The sequence below is a fragment of the Streptomyces sp. NPDC090106 genome (genome assembly GCF_044747265.1).
GTDB lineage: Bacteria > Actinomycetota > Actinomycetes > Streptomycetales > Streptomycetaceae > Streptomyces.
Genome location: NZ_JBIVDS010000009.1, coordinates 444,577 through 462,882, shown reverse-complemented (window position 1 = coordinate 462,882; position 18,306 = coordinate 444,577). Strand labels below are relative to the sequence as shown.

Below are 18,306 nucleotides of genomic sequence, written 5' to 3'. Positions count from 1 at the left end.
CCCGGTTCACTTCAGCACCGTCTCCCACGTGTCGACCGCGTAGTGCAGCGCCATGCCGTTGCGGCCGTACAGCTCGGGGGCCCCGGTGGCGTTGGCGGTGTCCACGCCGAGGCCCACGGTGTCCCGGCCCCGTGCCGCGAACGCGGCGAAGGCGTGGCGCAGCAGCAGCCCGCCCAGCCCTCGGCCGCGCGCCGCGTCCAGCACGCCGACGCTGCGGATCCAGCCCATCGCCTCCCGGTCGTCCCGGGACAGCAGGAAACCGACGTCGCCCAGCTCCCCGGCGGTGACGATCCAGACCAGGGACCAGTCGAGCGCCCCCGCGTCGATGTCGTGCAGCCACTGCTCCAGGGCGCGCGGCTGGAAGTCGAAGTGGTCGGCGAAGGTCGCCTGGTAGAGCCGGTGCACGGTCGCCCGGTCCGCGTCGCTCGCACAGGGCCGCACCCGGACGCCCGCCGGCGGCTCGGGGGCGAGGTCCCGCTCCGGGTCGAGGTCGCGCCGCAGCACGTGGTAGCGGCGGACCACGCACCAGCCCCGGGCCTCGATCAGCGCGGTGTCGAGGGTCGGCGCCGTGTTGAGGTGCAGATGCACCACGGCCCGCGTCACGCCGTTCGCCCGGGCCCGCTCCAGGGCACGGGCGTCCATCGCGTCGAGGAGGACGACGCCCGCGGCCTGGTGAGCGGGCAGCACGTAGTGGTCGACGTCGATGCGCTCGCCCCCGGACTCGTCCCACAGCAGCCCGTACGCGACCAGCAGATCCCCGTCGAAGGCCAGCCACGAGTCCCGTGCGAGGTCGGTCTCGGGATGCCGCAGATCCGCCTCCACCGTCCGCAGATCGGTCTCGCGCCGGCCGATCTCGATCTCGTCGACGAGATTGAGCAGTTCGGTGATCGCGGGGGCGTCGGCGAGCCGGGCCGGGCGCAGGAGATAGGCCATGAGGGCCAGGGTCCCGACCGGCGGGGGAGGCCGCAACACAATTTCGGCGGCCTATCGGGCCTATCGGTGTGTCGGGGGCAAAGCGGCAGGTAACGTCACCGATCCAGGCCCGCCGTACACGGGGACGCACACGGAACTCGGGGGAAGCAGATGGAGCACAGGGACCACCCCACGGATCGCCGGGACCACGAGAGCCACCAAGACCACGAGAGCCACCAGGGCCACGAGAGCCACCAGGGCCACGAGGACTACGAGGGCCACCAGGACCATGAGGGCTACTACGACCTCGGCACCCACACCCGCACCGTCACCACCACCTCCCCCGAGGCGCAGCGATGGTTCGACCGGGGCCTGGTGTGGTGCTACGCCTTCCACCACGAGGAGGCCGTCGCCTGCTTCCGGGCCGCCGCCGAGGCCGACCCCGACTGCGCGATGGCCCACTGGGGCATCGCCTACGCGCTCGGCCCCAACTACAACAAGCCGTGGGAGTTCTTCGACGGCGACGACCTCCTGCGGACCGTCGAACGCACCCACGCCGCCGTCGAACTGGCCCACGCGAAGGCCGAGTCGGCCGCGACACCCGTCGAACGGGCGCTGATCGGCGCGCTGCGCTCCCGCTACCCCCGGGCGGAGGCCGTCGAGGACTGCTCGGTGTGGAACGCGCCGTACGCCGACAGCATGCGCGCCGTCCACGAACTCGCCCCGCACGACCCGGACATCGCCGCCCTGTACGCCGACGCCCTGATGAACCTCACCCCCTGGCAGCTCTGGAACCTCGGAACGGGCCTGCCGGAGGAGGGGTCGCGCACGCTGGAGGCCAAGGCCGTCCTCGACCGGGCCCTCGCCACCGACGCGGGCCACCGGCACCCGGGGCTCCTGCACCTGTACATCCACCTCATGGAGATGTCCCCGACCCCCGAGGCCGCGCTGTCCGTCGCCGACCGGCTGCGCGGCCTGGTCCCCGACGCCGGACACCTCCAGCACATGCCCACCCACCTGGACGTCCTGTGCGGCGACTACCGCCGTGTCGTCTCCGACAACAGTTCCGCGATCACCGCCGACGAAAAGTACCGGGCGCGGGCCGGGGCGATGAACTTCTACACCCTGTACCGCTCGCACAACTACCACTTCAAGATCTACGGCGCGATGTTCCTCGGCCAGGCCGGCACCGCCCTGGAGACCGCCGCCGCGCTGGAGGCCTCCATCCCGGAGGACCTCCTGCGCGTCGAGAGCCCGCCGATGGCCGACTGGCTGGAGGGCTTCCTCGCGATGCGGGTCCATGTGCTGATCCGCTTCGGCCGCTGGACCGACATCCTGGACCTGCCGCTGCCCGCCGACGCCGGCCTGTACGCCGTGACGACCGCGATGCTGCGCTACGCCCGCGGAGTGGCCCTCTCCGCCACCGGGCGGGTCCCCGAGGCCGAGGCCGAACGGGCCCTGTTCCGGGAGGCGGTGGCCCGGGTCCCCGACTCGCGGATGCTGTTCAACAACACCTGCGCCGACCTCCTCGCCATCGCCTCGGCCATGCTCGACGGCGAACTCGACTACCGCAAAGGCGACTTCGACGCCGCCTTCGCCGCACTGGAACGCTCCGTCGACCTTTCCGACCACCTTCCCTACGACGAGCCCTGGGGCTGGATGCAGCCCACCCGGCACGCGTACGGCGCCCTCCTGCTGGAACAGGGGCGGATCGCCGAGGCGGAAGCGGTGTACCGCGCCGACCTCGGCCTGGACGACACGCTGCCGCGCGCGGTGCAGCACCCCGGGAACGTGTGGGCCCTGCACGGCTTCCACGAGTGCCTGGTACGGCTCGGGAAGGAGGGCGAGGCGCGGATCGTGGCCCAGCAGCTGAAGCTCGCGACGGCGGTGGCGGACATCCCGATCGAGGCGTCCTGCTTCTGCCGCCGCACCCCCGCGAACGCTCCGGGAGACGACTGCTGCGGACCCTGACCGAAGCCGGCTACACCTTGAACAGCCGCAGTTGCAGGGCGAGGGTCGCGTAGTAGCCGACGAGTGTGGACAGTTCGAAGAGCGCACGCTCCCCGAGCGCGGAACGGGCCGCCTCGTACGCGACGTCGTCGACCGTGCCGTTGTACCGGGCCAGGGCCCGGGTGAACCACCAGGCGGCGTGTTCGACGGCGTCACCGAGCCGGGGGTCGCGGCCCTCCCGCAGCGCGGCCAGTTCGTCCTCCGTCAGTCCGGCCGCCGCCCCGGCCCGTTCGTGGGCCTGCCGCTCGAAGGCGCTGTCCCGGACCTGTGCGACCACGAGTACGGCGATCTCCCGCACCCGGGGCGTCAGTTCCGTGCGGTAGCGCACGGCGGCCCCGAGATCCTGGAGCGAGCGCCCCAGATCAGGGCTGAACAGCATCGCGTTGAACGGCCCCTCCAGGCGTCCTTCGGCATCGGTGAGCGCGAAGGGGCCGCCGGCGCGAGGGCCCGCGGTGATCTCCGCGTACAACGTCGCCTGCTCGTCGTCGAGTTCGTCCGGCCTCAGCCGGGACAGCCGGTTCACCGCAGTTCCTCCTCCTGCTCTTCCTCCGCCGGCGCCGCCGGCATGGCGCCGGTCGACGCAGAGGGCTTGTCCATGCGACCCATCCAAGCCCTGTGTCGACAGTAATGGCAAGAGGTCGGCTTCGATGGCGAATTTCGGCCCAGATATTTACTTTCTGTCGACACATGACTAGGACTGTCGACAGTTCCGCCACTCCGAGCAAGGGAGACGCCGTGACCGACGATCCGCCCGCCCGCCAACCGGGCCGCCTGAAGAGCCGGAGCGGCCCGCTGTGAACGAGTCCGCCCGGTTGACGGCCCCTGGCGGCCCTCTCATGCCCTCGCCCGGCTGCCCGCCCCCGCACCCCGACCCGCGCACGCCCTCGCTCGCTCTCCCGCGCGACAGCTGTGACGCCCACTGCCACATCCTCGGCCCCGCGGACGTCTTCCCCTACGCGCCGGAGCGCACCTTCACCCCGCTCGACGCGCCCAAGGAGCAACTGCGGGCCCTGCATCACCATCTGGGCCTGGACCGCGCGGTCGTCGTCCAGTCGTCCTGTCACGGACACGACCATGCCGTGCTGCTGGACGCGCTCCGGGCGGGCGGCGGACGGCTGCGCGGTGTGGCGCTGATCGACGAGCGCACGACACGCGCCGAGGTCGAGGAACTGCACCTGGCCGGTGTCCGCGCCCTGCGGCTCAACTTCCTCCCGCATCTGCGGACTCCGCCCACGCGCGCCGAGATCGACGCGGTGCTGGAACGGGTCGACGGCCTGGACTGGGCCGTTCAACTCCACGTCCACGGCAGGGGGATCACGGCCCTGGAGCATGTCGTGCGAGCGCTTCCCGGTCGCACGGTCGTCGACCACATGGGCCGGATCGACCCAGCGGACCGGCAGGCCCTGCGCAGCCTGCGCGCGCTGCTGGACACCGGACGGGTGTGGGTGAAGGTCAGTGGTGTCGACAGGATCTCGCGCCAGGGGCCGCCCTACCGCGACGCGGTGGCGCTCGCCGCCTCCCTGGTCGCGCACGCGCCCGAACGCGTCGTGTGGGGAACCGACTATCCGCACGTCAACATCGCCGGCGACGCCCCCGACGACGGACTGCTGGTCGACCTCGTCGACCGCATCGCGCCCGACCCCGCGCAGCTGCGCCGGCTGCTCGTCACCAACCCCGCCGAACTCTTCGACTTCCCGGCCCCGGCCTGAGAGTGCGCCATGAATCCGCGAGTGTCGCCAGAGATGCCAGGTATTTCGCTGTCACATCCCTTGAAGCGCCAAAGTGTCGACAGTAAGGTCCCGACTCGTAACCCACGTAAGGAGAACGGCCATGCCTGAGCTGCCTGCGGACAGGCTCCTGCGCCGGGGCGAGCCGCACTACGAACAGGCCCGCCTCGACGCCGTCTGGAACGCCCGCAAACCCGACCGGCACCCCGATGTCATCGTCCTTGCCCACGACGAGCAGGACGTAGTCGCCGCCGTACGCCTCGCCCGCGACGAGGGCCTGGCGATCGGCATCCGCTCCGGCGGGCACAGCTGGGTCGGCAACGGGGTGCGCGACGGCGGCATGCTGCTGGACCTCTCCCGGCTCCAGGACATCAGCGTCGACGCCGAGGCCCGCACGGCGGCCGTGCAGCCCGCCGTCAAGGGGCCCGCGCTCCTCGAACAGCTCGCCCCGCACGGCCTGTTCTTCCCCACCGGCCACGCCCCGACCGTCGGGATCGGCGGATTCATCCTCGGGGGCGGCTACGGCTGGGACTCGCGCCGCCTCGGCCCCGCCTGCCACAGCATCCGCGCCATCGACGTCGTCCTCGCCGACGGCACCCTCGTCCACGCCACCGACGACACCCACCCCGACCTCCTGTGGGCGGCCCGCGGCAGCGGCCCCGGCTTCTTCGGCGTCGTCACCCGCTTCCACCTCGACCTGCACGACCTGCCCCGCCGCATCCTGCGCACCGTGCACAGCTACCCCCTCGACCTGCGCGACGAGGTCCTCGCCTGGGCCTACGACACCCTCGAACTCCTCTCGCCCGCCGTCGAGTTCTCCGCCAAGGTCGGCTTCACCCCCGGCCTGGACCGGCGGACCGTCTCCGTCACCGCCACCGCCTTCTGCGAGGACGACCCCGACATCCTGGCGCCCCTGGAGCACGCCCCCTTCCGGCACCGGGCCCTGCGCGAGGTCGTCGCCCAGGAGACGACCATGGCCGAGCTGTACGACTACGCCGACCGCATGACCCCGCCCGACATGCGCTGGGCGCTGGACGGCATCTGGACCGACGGCCCGGTCGAGAAGATCCTCGACGCCGCCCGGCCCCTGCTCGACTCGGTCCCCGACACCACGAGCCACGTCCTGTGGATGCTGTGGGGCGGCCTCCCCGAGCGCGCCGACTCCTGCTGGTCCAGCCAGGCCAAGCTCTACCTCTCGCCCAACGCCGGCTGGACCGACCCGGCCGAGGACCTCGCCCACGAGGAGTGGGCCCACGGCACCCTCGCCGGACTCCAGCACCTGTCCAAGGGGCTCCAGTTCTCCGACAACAACCTCGCCGACCGCTTCGACCACGGACTCAGCCCCGCCAACGCCGTACGCCTGGAGGAGATCCGGGCCGCGTACGACCCCGACGGCCTGTTCCGCAGCTACATGACCCCGCAGGAATCCACCACCGCCTACGCCGTCGCGGGACACGCGCGGACCCACTGACGTGGACCCATTGAAGGAGAGCCGTTCCATGCACACCTCCAGAAACCCGCGGCGCCGCACCCTGATCACGCTCACCGCGCTCGCCGTCACCGCCTCCCTCACCGCGACCGCCTGCGGCGGCGACTCCGACGCGGCCACCACCGCGGACGGCAAGGCGAAGGTCACCGTCCTGCGCTCCAACGGCGCCATCTTCGAACCGCTCTACATCGCCCAGGACCAGGGCTACTTCAAGGCCGCCGGACTCGACGTCACCATCAAGGCCGGCGCCCAGGACACCTCGCAGAACGCCCCCTCCGTCCTCAACGGCGAGGCCCAGTTCGCGATGACCGACAGCTCCGGCTTCCTCAAGGGCGCCGCCCAGGACATGCCCATACGCATCGTCACCGGCCTCCAGTCGGCGACGACACAGACCGACCCCACCGACGGCCTCCTGGTGAAGAAGGACAGCGCGATCGAGTCCTTCAAGGACCTGGAGGGCAAGACCGTCGGCATCTCCGCGCTCGGCGGCACCATCCAGTTCATCTGCGAGTACCTGGTCCAGAAGGCCGGCGGCGACCCCACGAAGGTCAAGTTCGTCGCCCTGCCGACGACTTCGCTCACCGACGCCGCCACCTCCGGCAAGACCGACGCGGTCTACTCCTTCGGCCCGTTCTACTTCGCGGCCAAGGACAGCGGCCTGCGCTCGGTCGGCAACGGCATGAACGACGTCCCCGGCATCGTCCAGGGCGTGCTGTTCTCCAGCCAGGAGTACCTGTCCAAGAACGCCGACACCGCCAAGAAGTTCATCGACGCCGTCGCCAAGGCCATCGCCTACGCCAACGCCCACCCCGACGCCGTGAAGGCCATCGACAAGAAGTACACCGAGGTCCCGGACGACTTCATCGACGCCCACGACATCAACCACTACGACAAGAACCTCGACACGACCGTCATGCGCACCGTCATCACGAAGATGCACGAGTTCGACCTCCTCGACAACGAGCCGAAGGACGACGCGATCTACTGGGACCAGGCTCCGACGACGGCCGGGGAGTAGGGATGCTGCGGGTACGGCTGCTGCAACTCGGCGCGCTCGCCGCCGTGTTGCTGCTGTGGGCGCTGACCGCCGCCGTGGGGGTGGTCAGCGCGACGGCACTGCCGGGACCGGGACCGGTGGCCGCCGCCCTCGGTGATCTGCTCGGCAGCGGCACCTTCTGGCAGGCCGTGGGGGAGACCCTGCGCGGCGCCGTCACCGGGCTGCTCCTCGCCGTCGCGGTGGGCGTCCCGCTGGGGCTGCTCACCGGTGTGTACGCGGCGGCCGAGGAATCCTCCCGGCTCCTGATGGAGATCCTCCGCTCCTTCCCCGTGATCGCCCTGCTCCCGGTGTTCCTGCTGGTCCTCGGCTCGACCCCGGGGATGAAGGCGACGGTCGTCTTCATCGCCTGTGTCTTCCCGGTGCTGCTCCAGGCCCAGTACGGGGCGCGCGGCGTCAGCCAGGCCGTGCACGAGACCGTGCGCGGCTACCGCATCCCGCGCCTGCTGCGGATGCGCCGCGTGGTCCTGCCCGCCGCCGCCCCGTCGATCATGACGGGACTGCGGCTGGCCGCCACCACCTCGGTCCTGGTGTCGATCGGCGTCGAGGTGCTCACCACCCTCCCCGGGATGGGGCACATGATCATGGAGTCGCAGCAGGGCGGCGCCTCCGCGCGGGCCTACGCCTACATCCTCGCCGCCGGCGCCATCGGCTACGCGATCACACTCGCCGCCCAGTCCGCCGAACGCCGGCTGCTGCGCTGGCGGCCCCCGGCCCACGCGGGAGAGGAGTGACCGGCCGATGCCCTGGAAACCGATCCTGCGCCAACTCTGGCTCCCCGCCACGGTGTTCGTGATCCTCCTGGTCGCGACGGCGGGCAGCACCAGCTTCTACTTCCCGCCCCTGACCGAGGTCCTGACCACCCTGTGGGACGAACTCCTGCACGGCGGCCTCGTCGAGGACCTCCTCTTCAGCCTCCGCAACATCGTCCTGGGCCTGGCCGTCGCCACCGTCGTCGGGGTCGGCGCCGGACTCGTCATCGGTGAGCTCCGCACCCTGCGCCTGGCCACCGGACCTCTGCTCGACTTCGCCCGCGCCACCCCCACCGTCGGCTTCGTCCCCGTCATCATCCTCACCCTGGGCATCGGCTCCGGACCCAAGATCTTCCTGATCTTCCTCGGCTCGGTCTGGCCCATCCTCCTCAACACCGTCAGCGGGGTGCGGTCCATCGGGCCCGCCGTCCACGAGACCGCCCGCGGCTACCGCATCCCCTGGCCGCTGCGGCTGCGCCGGGTCGTCCTGCCGGGCGCCCTGCCGCAGATCCTCGCGGGCATCCGGGTCGCCCTGTCCGTCGCCGTCGTCCTGATGGTCGTCAGCGAGATCTACGGCTCACCCATCGGGCTCGGCAACTTCATCCTCCAGAGCGGCTCCAGCTTCCACGTCGCCGAGACCTGGGCCGGAACCGTCCTGATCGGCGTCGTCGGCTACGGCCTCAGCGTGCTCCTCCTGCTGCTGGAGCACCGTCTGCTGGGCTGGTACCACCAACGCGCCCCGCGCACACGGTCCCCGCGGCCGGTCCGCGCGGCACCTGTCGAGAAGAGCAACGGAGTCGTCGTATGACACGCGGATCGATCCTCCACGTCGAGGACCTCTCCATGAGCTTCGGGGAGCACCGGGTCCTCGACGGCCTCTCCCTGCGCGTCGAACCCGGCGAGGCGGTGTGCCTGGTCGGACCGTCCGGGGCGGGCAAGACCACCCTGCTGCGCTGCCTGGCCGGACTCACCCCGCCCACCGGCGGCCGGGTCCGCTACGGCGACCAGGAGCTCGCCGAACCCCACGCCGACATCGCCGTCGTCTCGCAGGACTACCGGGGCTCCCTGCTCCCCTGGCTGCGGGTCTGGGACAACGTGGCCTTCCCGCTCCAGGGGCGCGGCGTGAAGAAGGCCGTCCGCAAGCGGCGCGCCCTGGAGTGCCTGGAGGCCGTCGGGCTGCCGGACGTCGGCGAGAAGTACCCCTGGCAGCTCTCCGGCGGCATGCAGCAGCGCGTCGCCATCGCCCGAGGACTGGCCTACGACGCTCCCGTGCTGCTCATGGACGAGCCGTTCGGGTCGGTCGACGCGCAGTCCCGCTTCGACCTGGAGGACCTCACCCTCGGACTGCGCCGGCGGCTGGGCATCACGGTGGTCGTGGTCACCCACGACATCGACGAGGCCGTCTATCTCGGCGACCGTGTCGTCGTCCTCGGCGGCAGGCCGACGGCCGTCCTGGACAACCTCACCATCCCCCTCGGCGACCACCGCGACCAGCTCACCACCCGCGCCGACCCCCGCTTCGCCGAACTCCGAACCCGCGTCCTGGCGCGTATCCGCGGCGAGAAGCTGCCCACCGGACCGGAAGCGGCGCCCAGTGAGGTGTGACCACATAGGAGTCTCCGTCCCCGACCTGGAGGCCGCCACCGCCTGGTACCGCGCGGCACTGCACCTCACCGAGGAGCGGGCGTTCGCGATCCCCGGCACCGACCTGCGCGGAGTGATGCTCCGTCACGACAGCGGCTACCGCATTGAGTTGCTGCACCGGCCGGGCGCCGCACCGGGCCTCACCCCCACCGACCCGGTGCACGCCGCCGGCACCCTCGGCTACGGCCATCTGTGCCTCGCCGTGGACACGGCCGACGAGGTCGACGCGGCCTACGCGCGCCTCCTCGCCGCGGGCGCGGGCGCACGGATGCGTCCGTGCCCCGCACCCCGGCCGGGCGGCCGGATGGCCTTCGTGGCCGACCCGTACGGCAACCTGATCGAACTGATCGACCGGACCGTCTGACGAGACCGGCGGCCCGCCCCTCTCGCTCCCTTCAGGGCTGAGCCTTTCCGGCCGAGGCCCTCACATCTGACCGCCACGCGTGGGTCAGCCCTGCCCGAAAAGCCTTCCGCACCCCCCCCACGGAACCCGTGAAAACCCTCTGAGAACAAAGGAGTTCACTGTGGAACACCCCAGCAGGACAGAGCCCGAGTTCACCTACCGGGCCCGCCCCCGCGCCCTGCTCGTCGCGGTCGCCGCCGCCTTCGCCCCGACCCTCCTGGTCCCCGCGACCGCGAACGCCGCCTGCAAGGACAAGGCCGGCACCAAGGCGACGACCATCACCGTCGGCGCCGACGAGACCCTGGAGCTGACCGAGACGACCACCGCGAGCCGTCTCACCATCGAGGAGGGCGGGGTCATCACCGTCCCCGACGGCTACAGCCTCTCCCTCACCGTCAACGGCGTGGAGACCGGTGCCGAACTCGCCGCCCTCACCGACGGCTACGGCGGAGAGGCCACCGCGATCGCCGCCGGCACCTATCAGGGAACGGTCGTCCTGACCGTCGCCGGGGCGAACGAACTCGCCTTCAGCGACCTCACCTTCCCCTTCCGCCAGTCCCTCTACGTGGACGCCGAGGGCGTGGACGAGGCCAAGTCGGTGCCGTCGAACGTGCGGGGCGGCACGGTCACCGACACCGGCGCCTCCAACATCCAGCTCCTGTCCAACGGCGAGGCCTTCAACGGCGTCTACGTCACCGGCGGCGGCACCTACACCCTGACCAAGCCGAAGATCGCCTTCGACGGCAACGGACGCTGCGACTTCATCGGCTACGGCGCCTCCGTCGTCGGCACCGGCGAAGGCACCACGCTCGTCGTGGACGGCGCCACCATCCGCAACGAAGGCGTGGTCCGCACCGCCGTCATCGCCGACGCCACCGCCAACGTCGTCGTCAAGAACTCCACCCTTCACTGCGACGACGGCACCGTCCCCGACGAGTACCCGACCGCCGGCACCGGCGACACCCGCTACATGATCACCGTGCCGTGGATGCTGGGCCTGTCCGGGAACGTCCGCACCACCAACCTGCTCGGCGCGAGCACCAGGGCCTCGTACATCAACTCCACGATCTCCTCGGAGAAATGGGGTGCCCTGTCCGTCGACGGCGGCAGCAACTGCACGCTCACCGCCATCAACTCCACCATCGCCAACACCGGCGGCCAGGGCTACGGTTCGTACGCCATCGGCAACGTCACCGAGCACTTCCTCGGCTGCACCTTCGACGTCGGCGACTACGCCCTGATCCACTGGGGTGCCTCGGCGCACTACGGCGACAGCACCAGGGCCGCGGTCGCCGACCTCAACACCTCGCTCGAACTCGGTCTCACCACAGCCGAGTTGAACAAGCTGAAGGTGAAGTCGACCACCGTGAACGCCGGACGCTTCATGGTGCTGTGGTACGCGGCGGGCTCCGTCACCATCGACGGCGGCACCCAGGTCAACACCGGGGAGACGGCGTTCGTCTCCAAGGCCGTGGCCGGCACGGTCACCGTCGACGGCTCCGAGGGCGCCGCCGTCAACGCGGGCAACGGCATCGTCTTCCAGCTGATGGACACCGACCGTCCCAGCAGCGTCACCGTGTCGGGCAAGCCCTGGAAGACGGAGACGATCGGCACCTACACCGAACCCACCGGTTCCCCGGTCAAGTCGTCGTCCTGGGTCACCACCAGCTCCCAGTCCACCGACTCCAAGGCCTCCTTCACCGACATCGACCTGACCGGTGACTTCTACAACTCGGTCTGGGGCGGCGGCAACGCGAGCCTCCAGGGGCAGAACCTCAGCGTCTCCTTCACCGGGTCCACCGTCACGGGTGTCATCTCGGCGAGCACCGCCAAGCACAACGTCACCACCATCACCTCCGCCGAGTACCGGGAGATCAGCGAGGTCACCAACACCCCGAGCCCCGTCGTCAACAACGGCGTCCTCGTGACGCTGGGCAGCGGCTCCACCTGGACGGTCACCGGCACGTCGTACCTGAGCGCGCTCACCCTGGCGTCCGACGCCCAGGTGACGGCCCCGTCGGGGAAGACCGTGACCCTGACGGTCGACGGGACGGCCACGGCCGTCACCGCCGGCAAGAGCTACACCGGAGCGCTCACCCTCACGGTCGCGTAACCCGCCCCGCACAGGAGCCGGCCCCCGGGATGCGAACCACTCCCCGGGGGCCGGCGTTCGTGCGGGCGCCTACGCGCCGGTCAGGGCTACGCGCCGATCATGTTGTAGCCGCCGTCGGCGACGAGGAAGCCGCCGGTGATGTGCTGGGCGTCCTCGGTGGCCAGGAACAGCGCGGCCCCCGCCAGCTCCTCGGGACCCGGTATCCGGCCCATGGGCGTGGCCTCGCGCAGCCTGTCCCCGCGTCCGCCCTGCCAGTCCGCCCGCCCCAGCGTCGCCGCCGTCTCGATGAACCCGGGCGCGAACACATTGACGCGTACCGCGGGTGCGAAGGCGTGGGCGTAGGACTTGGTGAGCCCGATGATCCCGTACTTGGCGGCGGCGTACTGGGGTGCCCGCGCGCTGCCCCGGACGACGACCGTGGAGCCGATGTTGACGATCGCGCCGCCGCCCTCCTGCTCCAGCATCCGCGCCCCGAACTCATGGGTGCACAGGAGGGTTCCCTTCACGTCGACGGCGAGGACGTGGTCGATGGACTCCTCGGTGATGTCCCGCCACGACATCTGCTCACGGGCCACGTCACCGACGTTGTTGACGGCGACGTCGAGGCGGCCGAAGTGGGTCCACACCTCGTCGGCGAGGCGCTTGATCTGCTCGTGCTCGGCGATGTCGGCCTGCACGACGAAGGCCTTGCGGCCGAGCGCCGCGATCCGCTCGGCGGTCGCCTCGGCGCCCTCGCGCGAACCGCGGTAGTGGACGGCGACATCGGCCCCCTCCCGCGCGGCCCGTACGGCGATCTCGGCGCCGAATCCGGTACCGGCACCGGTGACGAGGACCGTCTTCCCGGCGAAGCGGCCGGGGACGGGGGAAGGGACGGGGGCGGCGGTCATACGGGCTCCGATCGTGAAGTCGTGCGAGGGGGAAGGGTGTTCATACGAGGGTCCGGCCGCCGTCGACGTACAGCACCTGGCCGGTGACGAACGCGGACTCGGCGGAGGCGAGGAAGAGGACCGGTCCGGTGAGGTCCTCGGGGCGGCCCAGGCGTCCGGCGGGGACGAGCGACTCCAGGGAGGCGCGCATACCGGGCCGTTCGAGGTACTCGCGGGTGAGTCCGGTCTCCGTGTAGCCCGGTGCGACCGCGTTGACGGTGACGCCGTGCGGGGCCCACTCGCGGGCCATCACCCGCATGAGCTGGTTGACGCCGCCTTTGGTCGCGGCGTACGGGGCGTGGTCCTTGTGGGCCAGGAGCCCGGAGACGGAGGAGAGGTAGACGACACGCCCGTAGCCGCCGGGCACCATCACGGCACCGGCCGCGCGGCCCAGATGGAAGGCGCTGGTGAGGTTGACGGCGAGCAGCCGGTCCCATACCTCGTCCGGCGTCTCCAGGACCGGTCTGCGGTCGTTGGCGCCGACGGCGTGCACGAACACGTCCAGTCCGCCGAGGAGCCGGACGGCCTCGGCGACGGCGGCGCGGCAGGCGTCGGGGGAGGTGAGGTCGGCGGCGATGCCGTTCTCGGTGGGGAGTCTGTCCTTGTCGGCGTCGAGTACGGCGACCGAGGCACCCGCGTCCGTGAGTTCCCGGGCGACGGCCGCCCCGATCCCGCCCGCGCCGGCGACCAGAGCGCGCGTGCCCGTGAAGTCCCATGTAGTGCGCATGCTCCGGAACTTAAGCCACGGCCATGAATTGTGTCCACACTTCGCACAGCTATTGACGATCAAAGCCGCCCTGGGCAGGCTGAGTGTCGACAGTTAGGGAGGTCTTGATGAAGCTGGTGACATTCGACGACGGACTCGTCGGCCGTCTCGACGGCGACACGGTCGTGGAGCTGGACGTGCCCTCGACCCGCGCGTACTTCGAGCGGGAGGGCCAAGTGGGCGAGACCGGACGGGCGTTCGCGCTCGCCGACGTCCGGCTGCGCGCGCCGATCGTGCCGAAGAAGTTCTTCCACACCGCGGGCAACTTCCGTGAGCACCACGAGGACCTCGTCCGCGTCGACTGGTCCCACCCGGTCAACAAGGGCATCGTCTTCTTCCAGAACGTCGACGCGATCATCGGCCCCGACCAGCCGATCGTCCACCCGGCGCACCTGACCCGGGAACTCGACTACGAACTCGAACTCGCCGTGATCATCGGCAAGCCGGGTCGCTTCTTCTCCGCCGAGCAGGCCGCCGAGCACATCGCCGGATACCTCGTCTTCAACGACATCACCGCCCGCGACATCCAGCGCAGGGAGATGGAGTCCGGCGTCTTCTCCTTCTCCAAGGCCATCGAGACGTTCTGCCCGATCGGCCCGTACATCGTCACCGCCGACGAGATCGACGACCCGCACGACCTGGACATGGAACTGAGGGTCAACGGCGACGTCCGGCAGAAGTCCAGCACCGCCCGCATGTCGGTGTCGATCCCGCAACTCGTCGCCTACCACTCCCCGCAGACCTACAGCGCGGGCGACATCATCACCACCGGCACCATCGCCGGCGTCGCCGCGAGCACCGAGGACCCCTTCGCGAACTACCTCAAGCCCGGGGACGTCGTCGAAGCCCAGATCGAGGGACTCGGCGTCCTGCGCAACCCCGTCGTCTCCTGGCGGGACGCGTACGGCGAGGACGAGCCGCCCGCAGAGCAGTGGGTGTGACCGGCCCATGCGCATCGCACAACTCGAAGGCCGTACCGTCCTGCTGACGGCCGAAGGCGCCGTCGACGTCCCCGCGGAACTGTCGACAGACCTCTACGCCCGCTGGGACGACCTGCGCACGTGGTCGGCGACCGCCACCGCAGCCGCCGCCACGCAGGCCCGCCCCTACGACCCCGCGGCCCTCCAGAGCCCCGTCCCCGCCCCGCGCCAGGTCTTCGCCGTCGCCCTCAACTACCGTCCCCACACGGCGGAGGCGGGCTACGAGGACCCCGAACAACCCCTCGTCTTCACCAAGTTCCCGACCTGCCTCACCGGACCCCGCACCGTGATCGAACTGCCGCCCGGCAACGTCGACTGGGAATTGGAACTCGTCGCCGTCATCGGCAGGGAGACCCGCCACGTCCCCGTCGAGAAGGCCTGGGACTCGGTCGCCGCGCTCACCGTCGGCCAGGACCTGTCCGAACGCGTCGCCCAACTCGCGGGCCGCCCGGCCCAGTTCTCCCTCGCCAAGTCGCACCCCGGCTTCGGCCCCGTCGGCCCGGCCCTGGTCAGCCTCGACGAGATCGAGGACCGTGACGACCTGGAACTCATCTGCGAGCTCAACGGCGAGGTGGTGCAGCACGACCGCACCTCCGGCATGATCTTCCCGATCCCCCGGCTGGTCTCGTACCTCAGCGCGTTCTGCACCCTGCTCCCCGGCGACCTGATCTTCACCGGCACCCCCGCGGGCGTCGGCAACCGGCGCACCCCCCGGCGGTTCCTCACCCCGGACGACGAACTCGTCAGCCGGATCACCGGCGTGGGGGAGATGCGGCACCACTTCCGGAGGGCGACCACCCGATGAACCGGCACCCGCACCACGGCATCCTCTTCACCGGCGTCCAGGTCTTCGACGGCACCGGCCGCGACCCCTTCCCCGCGGACGTCCTCGTCGAGGGCAACCGCATCACCCGCGTGGCCCGGCACATCCGGCAGGACGGCGCCCGCCTCGTCGACGGCGCCGGCGGCACCCTGCTCCCCGGCCTCGTCGACGCCCACGCCCACCTGGGCTTCGGCTCCACCGTCGAACACCGCTCCCGGCGCCGCGACGAACCCGACGAGGAGAAGGCCCTGCTCGTCGCCCACGCCGGACGGGTCCTCCTCGACCACGGCATCACCAGCGCCTACTCCGGCGGCAACCGGCTCCCGCGCACCGAGACCGCCGCCCGCAAGGCGTTCGCCGAGGGCTGGATGCCCGGCCCGCGCCTCAAGGCCGCCTCCTGGGAGGGCAGCGCGGGCATGGTCGAACCGGGCGTCTACGACTTCCCCGGCGTCGACGGCCGTGCCTCCGACCCCGGATCGGTGTCCCGCTTCGTCGGCGACATGGCCGAACTCGGCGTCGACATCGTCAAGTTGTCCCTCTCCGGCGAGAGCGCGGTCGTCCAGGGCACCTCACGGATCGTCCAGTTCACCGACGAGGAGGTCGCCGCCGCCGCGCACACCGCCCAGAAGCACGGCGTCTGGCTCACCGCCCACGCCCACGCCGCCGAGTCCGTCAAGATGGCCGTACGCCACGGCATCCGCGCCGTCTACCACTGCACCTTCGCCGACGAGGAAGCCCTCGACCTCCTCGAAGCGGCCCGCGACCGGATCTTCGTCGCCCCCACCCCGGGCATCATCCACGCCAACCTCCACGAGGCCGACAGCGAACCCGAACCCGGCATGGAGGTCGAGGCCACCCACGACGCCGTCCGCCGGGTCGTGCCCGAACTGGTGCGGCGCGGCATCCGGGTCGTCCCCGGCGGCGACTACGGCTTCGCCTGGAACCCGGTCGGCCGCAACCTGCGCGACCTGGAACTGTTCGTCGACTGGTTCGGCTTCACCCCGGCCGAGGCCCTGCGCGCCGCGACCTGCCTCGGCGGCCAGATCATGGGCATGGGCGACGAACTCGGCCTGATCCGCGAAGGGTTCCTCGCCGACCTCGTCCTCGTCGACGGCGACCCGCTGGAGGACATCGCCCTCCTCCAGGACCCCGCACGGCTCACCGTCGTCATGAAGGACGGCGTCCTGCACAAGGCACCGGCGTGACCCGGGCCCCCGCGGCCACCGGGACACGGGTACGGGTCCGTACGACGGGCGGACGCCTCGTGGGGGAGCGCCGGGGTGGGGTGAGCGCCTTCAAGGGCGTCCCCTTCGCGTCGCCCCCGGTCGGCGACCTCCGCTGGCGCCCGCCCGCACCGGGCCCCGGCTGGGACGGCGAGCGCCGCGCCGACAGCTTCGGCCCGGCACCCCTGCAACCGCAGCCGCCGCGCGACGCGATCATGTACCACGCGAACTTCGCCGACCGGCGGGCGCTGGTGATGAGCGAGGACTGCCTCTACCTCAATGTATGGACGCCGGACCCGGGCGGCGCCGGGCTGCCGGTGATGGTGTGGATCCACGGCGGCGGCAACCGGTACGGACACGGCGGCCAGGAGATCCACGACGGCCACAACATGGCCGCCCGCGGGCTCGTGACCGTCACCCTCAACCACCGCCTCGGCGCCCTCGGTTTCCTGGCCCACCCCGGTCTCGCGGCCGAGGACGGCGACGGCGCGTCCGGCAACTACGGGCTCCTGGACATCGTCGCCGCCCTGACCTGGGTCCAGGAGAACATCGCGGCCTTCGGCGGCGACCCCGCCCGTGTCACCCTCGCGGGCAACTCGGCCGGAGCCGCCCACATCTGCCACCTCATGGCCGCCCCCACGGCCCGCCCCCTGTTCCACCGGGCCCTCGGCCAGGGCGCGTCGGGCGTCGGACGCGCCGAAGGCCCCCTCCCGGACCAGGCCTCCGCCCAGAAACAAGGGCTGCGCTGGGCAGGGGAGTTCGGCGACCGCGACCTCACGGCGCTGCGCCGCACCGACGGCGTCGAACTCGTCCTCAAGGGGCACTTCGGCCCGGTCGTCGACGGCCGCCTTCTCACCGAACCCACCGACGACGTCTTCGCCACCGGCCGCCAGCACGCCGTACCGCTCCTCGTCGGCAGCAACCGCGACGAGGGGTCCGTGTACGCGACCCCGGACGCCGTACGCGGGCTGCCCGTCCTGCCCGGCACCGACGAGCTGTACCCCGTGCGCGACGCGGACGACGTCCGCCGCACCGCACGCCGCTTCACCGGGGAGAGCCGCTTCACCTACCCGGTGTGGCACTGGGCCACGGCCCACCGCACCCAGGCACCCACCTGGCTCTACCGCTTCGCCCGCACCCCGCCCCACCCCGACGGCCTCGACGTCAGACCACCGGCCGACGGCCTGCCCTCCTACGGCGTGCACCACACCGCCGAACTCCCCTACACCCTCGACACCTTGGACTGCCGCCCCTGGCCCTGGACCGACACCGACCGCGCGCTGGCCCGCACCATGGCCGACGCCTGGGCCCGCTTCGTCGCCACGGGAGACCCCGGCGGCCCCGGACTGCCCCCTTGGCCCGCCTTCACCGGCACCGAGGCCATGCACTTCGGTGACACGGTGACGGCCGGCCCCGTCGACCGGATCGAGGCGATGCACTTCCTGTCCCGCTGCCCCAGACCCCTCTGACGCTGCCGCACGACC

Annotated in this window: 17 protein-coding genes; 13 read left to right on the top strand and 4 right to left on the bottom strand. The window is 71.3% G+C overall.

The genetic code is table 11. From position 1 onward, the window contains the following. Positions 1 to 6: 6 nt before the first annotated feature. Positions 7 to 933 carry a GNAT family N-acetyltransferase gene (locus ACIPSE_RS29430; RefSeq protein WP_401668152.1) on the bottom strand — a complete coding sequence of 309 codons (927 nt, stop codon included), beginning with the start codon at positions 931 to 933 and terminating at the stop codon, positions 7 to 9. A gap of 150 nt (positions 934 to 1,083) precedes the next feature. On the opposite strand from ACIPSE_RS29430, the gene ACIPSE_RS29425 reads away from it, so the two are divergent. Continuing rightward, complete coding sequence (locus tag ACIPSE_RS29425) at positions 1,084 to 2,883, top strand: hypothetical protein (protein WP_401668150.1); 1,800 nt, start codon at positions 1,084 to 1,086, stop codon at positions 2,881 to 2,883. A 10-nt stretch (positions 2,884 to 2,893) separates the two neighbouring features. Here the strand turns inward: ACIPSE_RS29425 and ACIPSE_RS29420 are convergent, their stop codons facing one another. After that, the gene (locus ACIPSE_RS29420; RefSeq protein ID WP_401668148.1) at positions 2,894 to 3,445 is read right to left on the bottom strand and encodes a carboxymuconolactone decarboxylase family protein; all 552 of its coding nucleotides are present in this window, start codon (positions 3,443 to 3,445) and stop codon (positions 2,894 to 2,896) included. Positions 3,446 to 3,758: 313 nt separating this feature from the next. On the opposite strand from ACIPSE_RS29420, the gene ACIPSE_RS29415 reads away from it, so the two are divergent. The 8 genes from ACIPSE_RS29415 to ACIPSE_RS29380 all read left to right on the top strand — a co-directional run bounded on the left by ACIPSE_RS29415 (position 3,759) and on the right by ACIPSE_RS29380 (position 12,104). Next, on the top strand, positions 3,759 to 4,631 hold the full coding sequence (locus ACIPSE_RS29415) for an amidohydrolase family protein (RefSeq protein WP_401668145.1): 873 nt from the start codon (positions 3,759 to 3,761) through the stop codon (positions 4,629 to 4,631). Positions 4,632 to 4,752: 121 nt separating this feature from the next. After that, on the top strand, positions 4,753 to 6,120 hold the full coding sequence (locus tag ACIPSE_RS29410; RefSeq protein ID WP_401668143.1) for an FAD-binding oxidoreductase: 1,368 nt from the start codon (positions 4,753 to 4,755) through the stop codon (positions 6,118 to 6,120). Between the two features lie 28 nt (positions 6,121 to 6,148). Beyond that, positions 6,149 to 7,156, top strand: coding sequence for an ABC transporter substrate-binding protein (locus tag ACIPSE_RS29405; protein ID WP_401668141.1), 1,008 nt, complete (start codon positions 6,149 to 6,151; stop codon positions 7,154 to 7,156). A 2-nt stretch (positions 7,157 to 7,158) separates the two neighbouring features. Further along, positions 7,159 to 7,926, top strand: a complete 768-nt coding sequence (locus tag ACIPSE_RS29400) for an ABC transporter permease (RefSeq protein WP_401668139.1) — start codon at positions 7,159 to 7,161, stop codon at positions 7,924 to 7,926. Positions 7,927 to 7,933: 7 nt separating this feature from the next. After that, on the top strand, positions 7,934 to 8,752 hold the full coding sequence (locus tag ACIPSE_RS29395) for an ABC transporter permease (protein ID WP_401668137.1): 819 nt from the start codon (positions 7,934 to 7,936) through the stop codon (positions 8,750 to 8,752). Continuing rightward, entirely contained in the window at positions 8,749 to 9,549 is an 801-nt protein-coding gene (locus ACIPSE_RS29390) for an ABC transporter ATP-binding protein (RefSeq protein WP_401668135.1), read from the top strand. Before ACIPSE_RS29395 ends, ACIPSE_RS29390 begins: the two co-directional genes overlap by 4 nt. Next, positions 9,539 to 9,952 carry a VOC family protein gene (locus ACIPSE_RS29385; protein WP_401668133.1) on the top strand — a complete coding sequence of 138 codons (414 nt, stop codon included), beginning with the start codon at positions 9,539 to 9,541 and terminating at the stop codon, positions 9,950 to 9,952. The genes ACIPSE_RS29390 and ACIPSE_RS29385 overlap by 11 nt, the downstream gene beginning before the upstream one ends. 160 nt (positions 9,953 to 10,112) lie before the next feature. Further along, a complete protein-coding gene (locus ACIPSE_RS29380; protein ID WP_401668129.1) occupies positions 10,113 to 12,104 on the top strand; it encodes a hypothetical protein in 1,992 nt (663 codons plus the stop codon). Between the two features lie 86 nt (positions 12,105 to 12,190). On the opposite strand, the gene ACIPSE_RS29375 is transcribed toward ACIPSE_RS29380, so the two are convergent. Next, positions 12,191 to 12,991: an SDR family NAD(P)-dependent oxidoreductase gene (locus tag ACIPSE_RS29375; RefSeq protein ID WP_401668126.1), complete on the bottom strand. Its 801-nt coding sequence runs from the start codon at positions 12,989 to 12,991 to the stop codon at positions 12,191 to 12,193. Positions 12,992 to 13,031: 40 nt separating this feature from the next. Next, positions 13,032 to 13,757: an SDR family NAD(P)-dependent oxidoreductase gene (locus tag ACIPSE_RS29370; protein ID WP_401668124.1), complete on the bottom strand. Its 726-nt coding sequence runs from the start codon at positions 13,755 to 13,757 to the stop codon at positions 13,032 to 13,034. A 107-nt stretch (positions 13,758 to 13,864) separates the two neighbouring features. Here ACIPSE_RS29370 and ACIPSE_RS29365 point away from each other — a divergent pair, with 107 nt between their 5' ends. Genes ACIPSE_RS29365 through ACIPSE_RS29350 form a run of 4 tightly spaced genes read left to right on the top strand, consistent with a single transcriptional unit; the run spans position 13,865 to position 18,291 of the window. Further along, complete coding sequence (locus ACIPSE_RS29365; RefSeq protein WP_401668121.1) at positions 13,865 to 14,737, top strand: fumarylacetoacetate hydrolase family protein; 873 nt, start codon at positions 13,865 to 13,867, stop codon at positions 14,735 to 14,737. 7 nt (positions 14,738 to 14,744) lie between these two features. Further along, positions 14,745 to 15,581 carry a fumarylacetoacetate hydrolase family protein gene (locus ACIPSE_RS29360; RefSeq protein WP_401668118.1) on the top strand — a complete coding sequence of 279 codons (837 nt, stop codon included), beginning with the start codon at positions 14,745 to 14,747 and terminating at the stop codon, positions 15,579 to 15,581. Further along, positions 15,578 to 16,804 (top strand): amidohydrolase family protein, encoded by a 1,227-nt coding sequence (locus ACIPSE_RS29355; protein WP_401668116.1) that lies wholly within the window; start codon positions 15,578 to 15,580, stop codon positions 16,802 to 16,804. The genes ACIPSE_RS29360 and ACIPSE_RS29355 overlap by 4 nt, the downstream gene beginning before the upstream one ends. Continuing rightward, a complete protein-coding gene (locus tag ACIPSE_RS29350; protein ID WP_401668114.1) occupies positions 16,801 to 18,291 on the top strand; it encodes a carboxylesterase/lipase family protein in 1,491 nt (496 codons plus the stop codon). Before ACIPSE_RS29355 ends, ACIPSE_RS29350 begins: the two co-directional genes overlap by 4 nt. Positions 18,292 to 18,306 lie beyond the last annotated feature (15 nt).